Below are 12,929 nucleotides of genomic sequence, written 5' to 3' on the forward strand. Positions count from 1 at the left end.
CTGCACTCCCGCTCATTCCGGCGCCCGGATATAGTCCACCATGCCTTCGCTGCCGCGGCTGGGCCGGGGTGTGAGAAGGCTCACCACGACGACCGTGAGCATCCCCGCCGGCACCCCGAACACGCCCGCCGCCATCGGCAGGATGCCGAACCAGGCGGCATCCAGGCTGCCGCCCAGTGCCGGGCTGGCGCGCAGCATGTAGTACAGGCAGACCGCGAAGCCGGCGAGCATGCCGGCGATCGCGCCCTGGTGGTTGGCGCGCTTCCAGAACACGCCCAGCACCAGCACCGGGAACAAAGTAGAACCAGCGAGCGAGAACGCCGCCGCTACCAGCGACAGGATGTCGGCCGGCTTTTGCGAGGCCACATAGGCGGCGATGAAGGCCACCCCCAGCAGCAGCAGCTTGGAAATCGTGACCCGCTTCTGGGTCGAGGCGCTCGGGTTGACCATCTTGTAGTAGACGTCGTGCGACAGCGCGTTGGAGATCGCCAGCAGCAGGCCGTCGGCGGTCGACAGCGCCGCCGCCAGGCCGCCGGCCGCGACCAGGCCCGCGATCACGTAGGGCAGGCCGCCGATCTCCGGCGTGGCCAGCACCAGCACGTCGGCGTCGATCGCGAATTCGGCCAGCTGCACGATGCCGTCGCCGTTGATGTCGGCCACGCTCACCAGGGGATTGGCCTTGTCCACATTGGCCCAGTACGAGATCCAGGTGGGCAGCGCCGAAAAGTCGCTTCCCACCAGCGAAGTATAGATGTCGTACTTGGCCAGCACCGCCAGCGCCGGAATCGTCAGGTACACCAGCAGGATGAAGAACAGGGTCCAGAACACCGAGACCCGGGTGTCGTTCACCGACGGCGTGGTGTAGGCCCGCATCAGGATGTGGGGTAGCGCCGCAGTGCCGAACATCAGGCAGAACACCACCGCCAGGAAGTTGTTGCGGCGGTTGTCCGATTCCTCCTTGGTGGCGCCGGGGAAGGGTTCGGCGTGCGGTTCGGGCGGCCGCGCCCGCGCCAGGTTGGCGTCGCGCCGCTCGCTCCACTGCGAGCGCGCCTCGTCCACCGAGTTGGGGTAGGTGGCCAACGCGCGCTCGGCCTGGCGCACCTCGGTGAGCGAGGCATTGCGCGCGCGCGCCGCCGCCAGCTGGCGCTGGGCTTCCAGCTTGCCGGTCTCCAGCGATTCGGGCAGGGCGTCCAGCCGCCCCGCGTATGCGTCGGCCCTGCGGCGGAACTCGGCGCGCACCTGTTCTTCGCGCGGGTCCCTGGCCAGTTCGGCTTCGCGCGCGGTCAGCTTGGGCATCAGCGAGCCATAGGCCACCGCGGGAATCGGATTGTCGGCATGCTTGGCCGACAGCCACATGGTTGGAATCAAAAAGGCGACCAGCAGGATGATGTACTGCGCCACCTGGGTCCAGGTGATGGCGCGCATCCCGCCCAGGAACGAGCACACCAGGATGCTCGCCAGGCCCAGGAAGATCCCGATCGAGAAATCGACGCCGGTGAAGCGCGAAGCGATCAGGCCGACCGCGTAGATCTGCGCCACCACGTAGGTGAACGACACCAGGATGGTGGCGCCGACCGCCAGCGCGCGCACCGGGGCGCCGCGTCCGCCGGCGCCGCCGCCGTAGCGCGCCGCCAGGAAATCGGGCACGGTGTATTGCGCGAACTTGCGTAGATAAGGCGCGATCAGCAGCGCGACCAGCACGAAGCCGCCGGTCCAGCCCATGATGAAGGCCAGGCCGTCGAAGCCCTGCAGGTAGAGGCCGCCGGCCAGGCTGATGAAGCTGGCCGCCGAGATCCAGTCGGCGGCGGTGGCCATGCCGTTGAACATGGCCGGCACGCGCCGTCCGGCGACGTAGTATTCGGTGACGCTCGAGGTGCGGCAGATCACGCCGATGATCGCGTACAGGGCGATGGTGGCGAACATGAACAGGTGGCCGATCCACAGGCGCGGCATGCCTTCCTGCTCGAGCAGGGCGACCGCAACCAGGAACAGGGCGAAGCAGCCGGTGTACCACAGGTAGTAGCGCGCCAGCTTGCTGAAATAGGGTGGCTTGCCGCTCATCGTGGCTCCGCCCCGGCCGCGGCCTGCGCGGCGGCGTCGCGATCGATCCGGCGCATGCGCCAGGCATAGAAGCCGATGATGGCCAGCGACACCAGCGAGGCGCCTTGCGCCGCCATATAGAACGACAGGGGCCAGCCGAACACCTCGAAGCGCGCCAGCTCGCGCGCGAAGAACACGGTGCCGAAGCCGGTCGCCAGCCACAGCGCCAGCAGCAGCAGGGTCATCTTGCGGGTGCGTTCCCAGTGCGTGGCGTTGGCGGCGCGGCGGCGTGCCGCTTCGTCATGGTGGGGATCAGGGGGCGGCGTCGGGTTCATGGAGCGGGGGAGGGAAGGTCAGGCGGAACAGGCAGCCCGGGAAGCGCTTGGACTGGCAGCGCGGGTTGTTGAAGATGTCGATCTCGGCGCCGTGCTGGCGCGCGATCTCGCGCACGATCGCCAGGCCCAGGCCGCTGCCCTGGGTATTGCTGCCCAGGATGCGGTAGAAGCGCTCGAACACGCGTTCGCGCTCGTTGGGAGCGATGCCGGGGCCGGTGTCCTCGACCTCGAGCAGCGCAGGTCCGCCGGCGCCGTCGCGCCGCACGCGCACCGTGACGCTGCCGCCGGCCGGCGTGTAGCGCAGCGCATTGTCGATCAGGTTCGACAGCAGTTCGCGCAGCATCAGCGGCTGGCCTGCGATGACGACCGGGCCTTCGTCGGCGGCCGGCGGTTCGAAGCCCAGGTCGATCTCGCCCGCGAACGAGGCTTGCACCCAGTCGCGCACCGTCTCGCGCGCGAGCACCGGCAAGTCGATCCCGGCGAAGGCCAGGCCGGCCTGCGGCTGGTTTTCGGCGCGCGCCAGCGCCAGCAGCTGGTTCACCAGGCGCGTGGCCGATTCCGAACTCTTGGCCAGCTGTTCCAGCGAGCGGTGGATCTCGGCCGGGTCGAGCTGGCGCAGGGCCAGTTCGGACTGCATGCGCATGCCGGCCAGCGGGGTCTTCATCTGGTGCGCGGCGTCGGCGATGAAGCGCTTCTGCATCGCCATCGATTCGCCCAGGCGCTCGAGCATGTCGTTGAAGGAGCCGACCAGCGGCGAGATCTCTTCCGGCACCTGGCGCGGATCGATCGGCGACAGGTCGTCCTGGGGCCGCGCGCGGATGCGCTGCTGCAGCTCGGCCAGCGGGGTCAGGCCGCGCGACAGCGCGAACCACACCAGGGCCAGGATCACCGGCAGGATGATGAACTGGGGCAGGATCACGCCCTTGATGATTTCGCCCGCCAGGTGCGCCCGTTTATCGAGCGTCTCGGCCACCTGCACCAAAGCCAGCGGCGGTTCGAGCGGCGGCTGCGGGGAGCGTTCGTGCAGCGGGTCGAGATTGATATAGGTGTAGGCGACCCGGATCGGCGTGCCGTGGATGCTGTCGTTGCGGAACTCGACCGCGCCACTGCGTGCGTGCTCGTCGGCCGCGTTCAGGCGCGGACGCGGCAGGTCGCGGTCGCCGTCCAGCAGCTCGCCATCGGGCCCGGCCAGCAGGTAATAGACGCTGTCGACGTCGTCGGCGCGCAGGATGTCGCGGCCGGACGGATGCAACTGGCCGGCGGCCTTGCCGCCCACGTTGCGAATCTGCTGGCTCAGCACCGTGACCCGGTCTTCGAGCGCGTCGTCGAAGGGCTGGTTGGCGATCGACTTGGCGACGAGATAGGTGATGGCGATGCTCATCGGCCACAGCAATAGCAGCGGGGCCAGCATCCAGTCGAGGATCTCGCCGAACAGCGAGTGCCGGATGTTCTCGTCCGGCTCGGGATTCGGCGGGATGTAGGTCGGCTCGGCCGTCGTGGCCGGAGTGTACTCAGTCCCGGCCGTGAAGCCGGCGTCGCGTTCGTTCACCTGTCGGCGACGGTTGCCGATGCCGTTGCTGCTGCGCGTTCAGCGGAGGCGCTCGCCGCGGCCTCGGAGAATTTCTCGAGGCAGTAGCCCAGGCCGCGCACGGTGGCGATGCGCACGCCGCCGACTTCGATCTTCTTGCGCAGGCGGTGCACGTAGACCTCGATCGCGTTGTTGGAGACTTCTTCGCCCCATTCGCACAGATGGTCGACCAATTGTTCTTTGGATACCAAGCGGCCGGTGCGCGCCAGCAGCACCTCGAGCAGGCCGAGTTCGCGCGCCGACAGGTCGAGCATCTGCTCGTTGATGTAGGCGCTGCGGCCGACCTGGTCGTAGACCAGTGGGCCGTGGCGCACCACGGCCGGGCCGCCGCCGGCGCCGCGGCGGGTGAGGGCGCGCACCCGCGCCTCGAGTTCGGACAGGGCGAACGGCTTGGCCATGTAGTCGTCGGCGCCCAGGTCGAGGCCTTCCACGCGCTGCTCGACGGAATCGGCGGCGGTGAGGATCAGGACCGGCAGCAGCGAGGCGCGGGCGCGCAGGCGGCGCAGCACTTCGAGCCCCGACATCTTCGGCAGGCCGAGGTCGAGGATGAGCAGGTCGAACTCCTGGGTGGAGAGGGCGGTGTCGGCATCCTGACCGTTCTTGACGTAATCGATGGCGTAGCCGGACTGGCGCAGGGAGCGCGTCAGGCCGTCGGCAAGTACGCTATCATCTTCGGCGAGCAGAATTCGCATGGTGGCACCTCGTTATTTGCTTGTTGACTCTCGCTCGTCGCCCCCGCGCAGGCGGGGACCCAAGTTTGCGTGCGTGCCGCTGCCTTATACGTGCTGGCATTGCGGCGGCCTGGGGTTCCCGCCTTCGCGGGAACGACGTGCATGGGACAGTGGACACGTAGTCACGTTCCAGGTCCTATTGTGTTTGATTTGTCGCAACAATGCGAGCCTCACCCCATTTATTGACAAAATGGTCACGTATTAGTGCTTGCAAAAACCACTGGATTTTTATACAGTAGTGGCTATTGAAGTGCGCGTGCGCGCCCACACCTTGCCTACTCCACGATTGAAAGTACACCATGGACGACAAAAAATCCGCATTGAACGCCGCTGAAAAGGGCAAGGCGCTGGCAGCCGCCCTGGCGCAAATCGAAAAGCAGTTCGGCAAGGGCTCGGTCATGCGCATGGATGCCAATGCGCCGGTCGAAGAAGTGCAGACTGTTTCCACCGGCTCGCTGGGCCTCGACATCGCCCTGGGCGTCGGCGGCCTGCCACGCGGCCGTATCGTCGAGATCTACGGCCCTGAATCGTCGGGTAAAACCACCCTGACGCTGCAGACCATCGCCCAGATGCAAAAACTGGGTGGCACCTGCGCCTTCATCGACGCCGAGCACGCACTCGACGTGACCTATGCCCAAAAACTGGGCATCAACCTGAGCGATCTGCTGATCTCGCAGCCCGACACCGGCGAGCAGGCCCTTGAGATCACCGACGCACTGGTGCGTTCGGGCAGCGTCGACCTGGTGGTCATCGACTCGGTGGCGGCACTGACCCCGCGCGCCGAGATCGAAGGCGATATGGGCGACTCGCTGCCGGGCCTGCAGGCGCGCCTGATGTCGCAAGCGCTGCGCAAGCTCACCGGTTCGATCAACCGCACCAACACGCTGGTGATCTTCATTAACCAGATCCGCATGAAGATCGGCGTCATGTTCGGCAGCCCAGAGACGACCACTGGCGGTAACGCACTGAAGTTCTACGCCTCCGTGCGCCTGGACATCCGTCGTACCGGCTCGATCAAGTCGGGCGACGAAGTGATCGGTAACGAAACCAAGGTCAAGGTCGTCAAGAACAAGATCGCGCCACCGTTCAAAGAGGCCCACTTCGACATCCTGTACGGAGCAGGCACCTCGCGCGAAGGCGAAATCCTGGATCTGGGCGCCGACAACAAGATCGTCGAGAAGTCGGGCTCGTGGTACAGCTATAACGGCGAGCGTATCGGCCAGGGCAAGGATAATGCCCGTCAGTTCCTGGTGGATCGTCCAGCCCTGGCGCGTGAGATCGAGAACAAGGTCCGTGCCGCCCTGGGCGTGCGCGAACTGCCGCCGGCAGCAGCCGGTGGCGACGACAAGCCGAAGCTGCAGGCTGTTGGTGAATAATCGTCTGGCGAGGACGGCGCGGCAGGGTAGCGCCTTGGGTGCCTACTGCCCGTCCGTCCGCGCCATGTTGTCGACGATGGTGTCCGCATGCCAGCACCGGCACTGAGCCTCAAGGCGCGCGCGCTGCGCTATCTGTCGCAGCGCGAGCACAGCCGGTTCGAATTGCGGCGCAAGCTGGCCAAGTATGCCCAGGAAGACGACGACGTCGACGCCCTTCTGGATTTTCTTGAAAAGAATAACTGGCTGTCGCAGGAACGTTTCGCCGAATCCCTGATCAACCGTAAGGCCAGCCGCTACGGCAATAGCCGTGTGGTGGCCGAGCTGCAAAGCCATGGCGTCACCGGCGATGCGCTGGTCGAGATCAAGGCCGGGCTGTCCGACAGCGAGACCGCGCGCGCCGTCGAAGTCTGGCAGCGCAAGTTCGGCACCGTCGCCACCGACGCGGCGATGCGCGCCAAGCAGATGCGCTTTCTGTTGCAGCGCGGGTTTTCCCAGCGTGCTGCGCGGGTGGCGATGCAGGGTAGCCCCGCGGACGACGAGCTGCCAGAGTAAGGGCCGCCCTGGCGTAGGGTGGACGGGTTTCCGTCCACGCGTTCGACTACAATGTGCGTCATCAATGTGCGTCATTACGCCGTGCCTCCAGGGGCACGATGTCCTTGACAATGATCAGCGGACACACTCTCTCCAGGCGCCAGCGTGGAGCGTCATTCCCGATATGCCCAAGGCATATTCCTCAACGGGTGATGGCGCTGCACGCTGGCGCTTTTTCTCGCCTGGCCATCCAGGTCATCCACTGATCCTATCCCAAATACATATCTTATATTCATATTGTGAATGGGGTGGCGGCGTTCATTAAAGACAGGTGAATAATATAAGCGACAAACGCGCCGTCATATTGTCTCGAAGTCCCTTCATCTCCTCGTAGTATCCCTTAGCGACCTTTCTTTCCCATGCGCCGCTGTGGACGCTGTGCTAAACTTTGCGGGTTTAAGCAGCGCCGCATGAGCGGTTGTCGCCGCAGAAGCTGCGGTGACGTGCACAAAGCACACCGGCTGCATCACTAACCGCCGTCTCGACGGCACTGGTATTTATGCCTCTGTCACCTCCCGTATCGCGCTCGCTCCGGCATACGCGCGCCATCACAGTCGAAGCGTTCGCGCGCGACGATGGCTTGTGGGACCTCGATGCCAGCATCCGCGATGTGAAGACGCGTACTGTTGCGCTTGCTTCCGGCGAACGGCCCGGCGGCACGCCGGTGCACGACCTCAAGCTGCGCGTGACCATTGACCGCGACCTCAACATCGTCGACGCCGAAGCCGCATCCGATGCCGTCCCGTATCCGGGCTATTGCGATACCATCGGCCCTGCCTACAAAAAGTTGATCGGGCTCTCGCTCGTGAACCATTTCCGGTTGCATCTGAAAGACCGCCTATCCGGCGTGCTCGGCTGCACCCATTTGACCGAATTGGCCCAGGTGCTGCCGACCGCAGCCTTGCAAGCCTTTGCTGACGACAATGTCGACGCCCCAGGTGGGCTCGGCGGTTCGTCAACCGACCGTCCATTTGAGCTCGACCGTTGCCATGCCCTGCGCAGCGACGGCCCTGCCGTGGCCAAATACTACCCACGCTGGTCGATCAAGGCCGTCTCGGGTTAGCGTTCGTCGTTTTTATCTTTGTAGTTCAACCGTATTTCTAATTCAGTAATAGAAGAAGGGAAGCCAGCATGAAGATCCATGAGTACCAGGGCAAAGAGATCCTCCGAAAATTCGGAGTGACCGTTCCGCGCGGCATTCCGTGCATGTCGGTCGAAGACGCTGTCAAAGCCGCTGAAGAGCTGGGCGGTCCGGTCTGGGTCGTCAAGGCACAGATCCACGCTGGTGGCCGCGGCAAGGGCGGTGGCGTCAAGGTCGCCAAGTCGATCGAGCAGGTCAAGGAATACTCCGAGCAGATCATGGGCATGCAGCTGATCACCCATCAGACCAGCCCTGAAGGCCAGAAAGTGCGTCGCCTGATGATCGAAGAAGGCGCCGACATCAAACAAGAGCTGTACGTGTCGCTGGTTACCGACCGCGTCACCCAGAAAGTCGTGCTGATGGCCTCGTCGGAAGGCGGCATGGACATCGAAGAAGTCGCGCACAGCAACCCAGAAAAAATCCACAATGTCGTGATCGACCCTAAAGTCGGCCTGACCGATGCGCAGGCTGACGATGTCGCCGCCAAGATCGGCGTGCCTGCTGGCTCGATCGCCGATGCTCGCGCCAACCTGCAAGGCCTGTACAAAGCCTACTGGGAAACCGACGCATCGCTGGCCGAGATCAACCCACTGATCGTCACCGGCAGCGGCAAGATCATCGCCCTGGACGCGAAGTTCAACTTCGACGCCAACGCCCTGTACCGCCGTCCGGAAATCGTCGCCTACCGCGACCTGGACGAAGAAGATCCAGCTGAAGTCGAAGCATCGAAATTCGACCTGGCCTACATCTCGCTCGACGGCAATATCGGCTGCCTGGTGAACGGCGCCGGCCTGGCCATGGCGACCATGGACACCATCAAGCTGTTCGGCGGCGAGCCGGCCAACTTCCTGGACGTGGGCGGTGGCGCTACGGCCGAGAAAGTGACCGAAGCCTTCAAGATCATGCTGAAGAACCCTGACCTGAAAGCTATCCTGGTCAACATCTTCGGCGGCATCATGCGTTGCGACGTCATCGCTGAAGGCGTGATCGCTGCTTCGAAAGCCGTGTCGCTGCAAGTGCCACTGGTCGTGCGCATGAAGGGCACCAACGAAGATCTGGGCAAGAAGATGCTGGCTGAATCGGGCCTGCCGATCATCGCCGCAGACACGATGGAAGACGCAGCGAAGTCGGTCGTTGCCGCCGCCGCTGGTAAAGCCTAATTCGCTAAGGAAATAAAAATGTCGATTCTGATCAACAAAGATACCAAAGTAGTCACCCAGGGCATCACCGGCAAGACCGGCCAGTTCCACACCCGTATGTGCCGCGACTACGCGAACGGCAAGGAAGCCTTCGTTGCTGGCGTGAACCCGAAGAAAGCCGGCGAGGACTTCGAAGGCATTCCAATTTTCGCTAACGTTGCTGAAGCCAAGAAAGAAACTGGCGCCAACGTGTCGGTGATCTACGTCCCACCAGCTGGCGCAGCAGCTGCAATCTGGGAAGCCGTCGAAGCCGAGCTGGACCTGGCAATTTGCATCACCGAAGGCATCCCTGTCCGCGACATGATGGAAATCAAGGATCGCATGGCCAAAGCCGGTTCCAAGACCCTGCTGCTGGGTCCGAACTGCCCAGGCCTGATCACCCCTGACGAAATCAAGATCGGCATCATGCCAGGTCACATCCACAAGAAGGGCCGTATCGGCGTCGTGTCGCGTTCGGGCACCCTGACCTATGAAGCAGTCGGCCAGCTGACCGCACTGGGCCTGGGCCAATCGTCGGCAGTCGGCATCGGCGGCGACCCGATCAATGGTCTGAAGCACATCGACGTCATGAAGATGTTCAATGACGATCCTGACACCGACGCGGTCATCATGATCGGCGAAATCGGCGGCCCGGACGAAGCCAACGCGGCTTACTGGATCAAGGACAACATGAAGAAGCCAGTCGTCGGCTTCATCGCTGGCGTCACCGCGCCTCCAGGCAAGCGCATGGGCCACGCCGGCGCGCTGATCTCGGGCGGCGCAGACACCGCGCAAGCCAAGCTGGAAATCATGGAAGCCTGCGGCATCACCGTCACCAAGAACCCGTCGGAAATGGCGCGTCTGCTGAAGGCAATGCTGTAATCCTGACGATTTCTTGATCGAGCGCTAAAACGGGGAGCTTCGGCTCCCCGTTTTTATTTGCGAGTCCATTTTTCGTCGCCAATCTTCGTCGCCTGACAAAAATTGCCGCATGGCACTGACAAATTTTGTCACTGGAGGCATCAGATTTTGTCATGGCACAGCATTTTGTTATCAGGGTATTCATAAAATCGACAGTTTCTTGCTACTTTCGAGCTGGCACGCCGCTTGCATATAGGAAAGCGTAGCAGCAGAGCAGTACAAGATACGTAGTCCTACTTTTTGAAATACCACTCCTGGAGAGAAAAATGAACTTCAAGCAAATGCCAAGCAAAAACGCCCAAGGCGGCTTCACCCTGATCGAACTGATGATCGTCGTTGCGATCATCGGTATCCTGGCAGCGGTCGCAATTCCGCAGTACAGCAACTACACCATTCGTTCGAAGGTTGCTGCGGCGCTTGCGTCGGTTTCTTCCGTCAAAACCGCCGTAGCGGTGTGCTCGCAGGAAAACGGTGGCTTGGACTCTTGCGACAGCGGTAGTAACGGTGTTCCAGCAACGTTCGCGACTTCAGAAATCGCTAGTGTTGCAGTTGACGGTGGTGAAATCCTTGTTACTCTGAGCAGTACGATCGGTGACGGCGTCAACGGCGGTACGATCACCATGGAACCTGTGACTGAAGAAGGCGCGGCGACTCTGGCTTGGAGGAATACTCCATCGGCAACCATCACCAATGAAGCTGCCTCGGAAGCGATTACCAAAAACAATCCACCAGCGACGACCCCGACCACCACCCCGACCGAGTAATCCTCGCTTGCCTAGCAAAAAGCCCGCTTCACAGCGGGCTTTTTGCTTTTCAGCCTTATTTCGCAGCAGGTTGCGTCTTCAGATACTGATCCAGCCACCCCACCACAGTGTGATGCCACTGCACCGAGTTCGCCGGCTTCAACACCCAATGGTTCTCATCCGGGAACACCAGCAGCTTGCTCTCCACACCCATGCGCTGCAGCGCGGTAAACGTCCCCAACGCCTGCGCGGTAGGAATGCGGAAATCCAGATCACCCTGAATCACCAGCATCGGCGTCTTCCACTTGTTCACGTGATGAACCGGATTGAAGCGCTCATGGTTCTCCGGCACCTTGAAGTAAGGCCCGCCGCTCTCCCAGTCGGTAAACCACTGTTCCTCGGTCGAGTACGCCATGCCGCGCGTATCGAACACGCCATCGTGATTCACGATGCACTTGAACTCATCCGACCAGTTACCCGCGATCCAGTTCATCATGTAGCCGCCGTACGACGCCCCCAGCGCGCAATCGCGTGAACGATCGAGCCACGAGAATTTCTGCACCGCCGCGTCATATCCCTTCTGCAGGTCGACCAGCGGCTTGCCGCCCCAGTCGTTGCTGATGGAATCGGTGAACTTCTGGCCATAGCCGGTCGAGCCGTGGAAGTCGATGAACACGGCCGCGTAACCCGCGCCCGCATACACCTGCGGATTCCAGCGGTAGCTCCAGCTGTTGCCGAAGCTGCCTTGCGGGCCGCCGTGGACGATGAAGGCGACCGGATATTTCTGGCCGGGCTGCGCATTCCACGGCTTCATCACGTAGCCATACACGGTCTCGCCATTGGCGCCGGCAAACGAGAACTGCTCGGACTCGCCGAAGCGCACGTCCTTCAAGCGTTCCGTGTTCACATCGGTCAATTGCATCGGCTTGCCGCCCAGCTTCATCGAGAACAGTTGTGCGCCCGACTGCAGGTTGGCGTGGGTGTAGACCAGGGTATCGCGCCGCAGGTCATAGGCGCCGACCGCGCCCTTGTCGGTCAGCGGCGTCACCTTGCCGTTGGCGACGTCGATCGAGAACAGGCGGTGCTGGCCGATGTCTTCGGCATCGACGATCAGCGCCTTGCCATCCGCACGCCACACCAGGCTGCCGGCCGAGCGATCCCAGTCGGCCGCCAGCTTGCGCTTCTGGCCGCTGGCCACGTCCATCAGCATGACTTGGTAACGGTCGGCCTCGAAGCCGGGACGCGCCATCGCAAGATAGGCCAGGGTGCGGCCGTCGGGCGAGAAGGTGCCTTTGGTATCCCAGGCCGGATTGTCCTGGGTCAGGTTGCGTGGCGCTGCGCCGCCCGCGGCCGGCACGCTGTACAAATCGAAATTGGTCGACCAGGCTTCGGTCTTGCCGGCGATGCGCGCCGAGAACACGATGGTCTTGCCGTCCGGGCTGAAGCGGTATTCTTCGCGGTCGCCGAACGGCTTGGAGGGCACATCGCCGTCGAGCGAACCGGACAGGCTGACCGGCTCGCCGCCGACCTTGCCATCCGCGCCCAGCGGCGCCGAGAACAGCACCGCATTGCGGTGGTCGCCCCAGGTGTCCCAGTGGCGCACGAACAGGCGGTCATAGACCTTGCCGGTGGCCTTGTCCTTCTCATTGGCATCCAGGCGCGACTTGGTGCAGGCCAGGTCGGTGCAGTCGCGGAACACGGCCAGGCTGAAGGCGAGGCGGTCGCCGCTTGGCGCAAGGCGGAAATTGTCGACGTCCAGTGGCAGGTTCGTCACCTGTACCGCCTCGCCGCCGGCGACCGGCTGGCGCCATACCTGCGACGAGCCCGAGCGCGCCGACAGGAAATAGACGGCGTCGCCCGAAGACGACCATTCCGGGTCGCTGCTGCTGGACGCATGCTGGGTCAGGCGCTGCGGCGCCGGCTTGGCGGCGCGCAGGTCGACCATCCACAATTGGGTATTGCCGCGGTTCTTTTCCATGTCCGTGCTGCGCACGGTATAGATCACGCGCGTGGCATCCGGCGATACGGCCGGGCTGCCCACCCGCTCCATATTGACCAGGTCTTCCACGGTAAAGCCGCGCGGCGCGGCGGTCGCGGTGGTGGCGGCCAGCAGGGCCGCTGCCATCGTCAGCAAGCGAAATGTCATTCCATCCTCGTCGATCAGTGCCGCGGCCGGGTGCCGCAGGCAAGCCGGCAATTTACCACGATGTCATCAGGCATGAAGCCGACATATTCCCACCGCCGGGAATGAACGGGATGGGAACTATCTCGACGAGGAGGCCGGG

At 63.3% G+C, this 12,929-nt stretch carries 11 protein-coding genes; 6 read left to right on the forward strand and 5 right to left on the reverse strand.

The genetic code is table 11. The annotated features are described in order from the left end of the window. Positions 1-12: 12 nt before the first annotated feature. Genes SOM61_RS09995 through SOM61_RS10010 form a run of 4 tightly spaced genes read right to left on the reverse strand, consistent with a single transcriptional unit; the run spans position 13 to position 4,655 of the window. A complete protein-coding gene (locus tag SOM61_RS09995) occupies positions 13-2,061 on the reverse strand; it encodes a sodium:solute symporter family protein (RefSeq protein ID WP_320473946.1) in 2,049 nt (682 codons plus the stop codon). Further along, positions 2,058-2,375 (reverse strand): DUF4212 domain-containing protein, encoded by a 318-nt coding sequence (locus tag SOM61_RS10000; RefSeq protein ID WP_320473947.1) that lies wholly within the window; start codon positions 2,373-2,375, stop codon positions 2,058-2,060. The genes SOM61_RS09995 and SOM61_RS10000 overlap by 4 nt, the downstream gene beginning before the upstream one ends. After that, on the reverse strand, positions 2,353-3,924 hold the full coding sequence (locus SOM61_RS10005; protein ID WP_414674962.1) for a sensor histidine kinase: 1,572 nt from the start codon (positions 3,922-3,924) through the stop codon (positions 2,353-2,355). Before SOM61_RS10005 ends, SOM61_RS10000 begins: the two co-directional genes overlap by 23 nt. Then, on the reverse strand, positions 3,921-4,655 hold the full coding sequence (locus SOM61_RS10010; RefSeq protein WP_320473948.1) for a response regulator transcription factor: 735 nt from the start codon (positions 4,653-4,655) through the stop codon (positions 3,921-3,923). The genes SOM61_RS10005 and SOM61_RS10010 overlap by 4 nt, the downstream gene beginning before the upstream one ends. Before the next feature lie 338 nt (positions 4,656-4,993). Here SOM61_RS10010 and recA point away from each other — a divergent pair, with 338 nt between their 5' ends. The 6 genes from recA (at position 4,994) to SOM61_RS10040 (ending at position 10,665) form a co-directional block, all read left to right on the forward strand. Next, positions 4,994-6,070 carry a recombinase RecA gene (recA, locus tag SOM61_RS10015; protein WP_123069054.1) on the forward strand — a complete coding sequence of 359 codons (1,077 nt, stop codon included), beginning with the start codon at positions 4,994-4,996 and terminating at the stop codon, positions 6,068-6,070. A gap of 87 nt (positions 6,071-6,157) precedes the next feature. Continuing rightward, positions 6,158-6,622: a recombination regulator RecX gene (recX, locus tag SOM61_RS10020; RefSeq protein WP_320473949.1), complete on the forward strand. Its 465-nt coding sequence runs from the start codon at positions 6,158-6,160 to the stop codon at positions 6,620-6,622. 538 nt (positions 6,623-7,160) lie between these two features. Beyond that, positions 7,161-7,724: a DUF2889 domain-containing protein gene (locus SOM61_RS10025; RefSeq protein ID WP_005664964.1), complete on the forward strand. Its 564-nt coding sequence runs from the start codon at positions 7,161-7,163 to the stop codon at positions 7,722-7,724. 68 nt (positions 7,725-7,792) lie between these two features. Further along, complete coding sequence (gene sucC, locus SOM61_RS10030; protein ID WP_147935615.1) at positions 7,793-8,962, forward strand: ADP-forming succinate--CoA ligase subunit beta; 1,170 nt, start codon at positions 7,793-7,795, stop codon at positions 8,960-8,962. Between the two features lie 18 nt (positions 8,963-8,980). Further along, positions 8,981-9,862, forward strand: coding sequence for a succinate--CoA ligase subunit alpha (gene sucD / locus SOM61_RS10035; RefSeq protein WP_147935614.1), 882 nt, complete (start codon positions 8,981-8,983; stop codon positions 9,860-9,862). 305 nt (positions 9,863-10,167) lie between these two features. Next, positions 10,168-10,665, forward strand: a complete 498-nt coding sequence (locus tag SOM61_RS10040; RefSeq protein WP_320473950.1) for a pilin — start codon at positions 10,168-10,170, stop codon at positions 10,663-10,665. A gap of 55 nt (positions 10,666-10,720) precedes the next feature. On the opposite strand, the gene SOM61_RS10045 is transcribed toward SOM61_RS10040, so the two are convergent. Then, positions 10,721-12,790: a S9 family peptidase gene (locus tag SOM61_RS10045; protein WP_320473951.1), complete on the reverse strand. Its 2,070-nt coding sequence runs from the start codon at positions 12,788-12,790 to the stop codon at positions 10,721-10,723. Positions 12,791-12,929: the final 139 nt, after the last annotated feature.

The organism is Massilia sp. CFBP9012 (genome assembly GCF_034045115.1).
Taxonomy (GTDB): domain Bacteria; phylum Pseudomonadota; class Gammaproteobacteria; order Burkholderiales; family Burkholderiaceae_D; genus Telluria.

What these genes read in the sequence shown, in the direction of transcription:
- SOM61_RS09995 (WP_320473946.1), bottom strand. Translation starts at nt 2,061, where the DNA reads ATGAGCGGCAAGCCACCCTATTTCAGCAAGCTGGCGCGCTACTACCTG.
- SOM61_RS10000 (WP_320473947.1), bottom strand. Translation starts at nt 2,375, where the DNA reads ATGAACCCGACGCCGCCCCCTGATCCCCACCATGACGAAGCGGCACGC.
- SOM61_RS10010 (WP_320473948.1), bottom strand. Translation starts at nt 4,655, where the DNA reads ATGCGAATTCTGCTCGCCGAAGATGATAGCGTACTTGCCGACGGCCTG.
- recA (WP_123069054.1), top strand. Translation starts at nt 4,994, where the DNA reads ATGGACGACAAAAAATCCGCATTGAACGCCGCTGAAAAGGGCAAGGCG.
- recX (WP_320473949.1), top strand. Translation starts at nt 6,158, where the DNA reads ATGCCAGCACCGGCACTGAGCCTCAAGGCGCGCGCGCTGCGCTATCTG.
- SOM61_RS10025 (WP_005664964.1), top strand. Translation starts at nt 7,161, where the DNA reads ATGCCTCTGTCACCTCCCGTATCGCGCTCGCTCCGGCATACGCGCGCC.
- sucC (WP_147935615.1), top strand. Translation starts at nt 7,793, where the DNA reads ATGAAGATCCATGAGTACCAGGGCAAAGAGATCCTCCGAAAATTCGGA.
- sucD (WP_147935614.1), top strand. Translation starts at nt 8,981, where the DNA reads ATGTCGATTCTGATCAACAAAGATACCAAAGTAGTCACCCAGGGCATC.
- SOM61_RS10040 (WP_320473950.1), top strand. Translation starts at nt 10,168, where the DNA reads ATGAACTTCAAGCAAATGCCAAGCAAAAACGCCCAAGGCGGCTTCACC.
- SOM61_RS10045 (WP_320473951.1), bottom strand. Translation starts at nt 12,790, where the DNA reads ATGACATTTCGCTTGCTGACGATGGCAGCGGCCCTGCTGGCCGCCACC.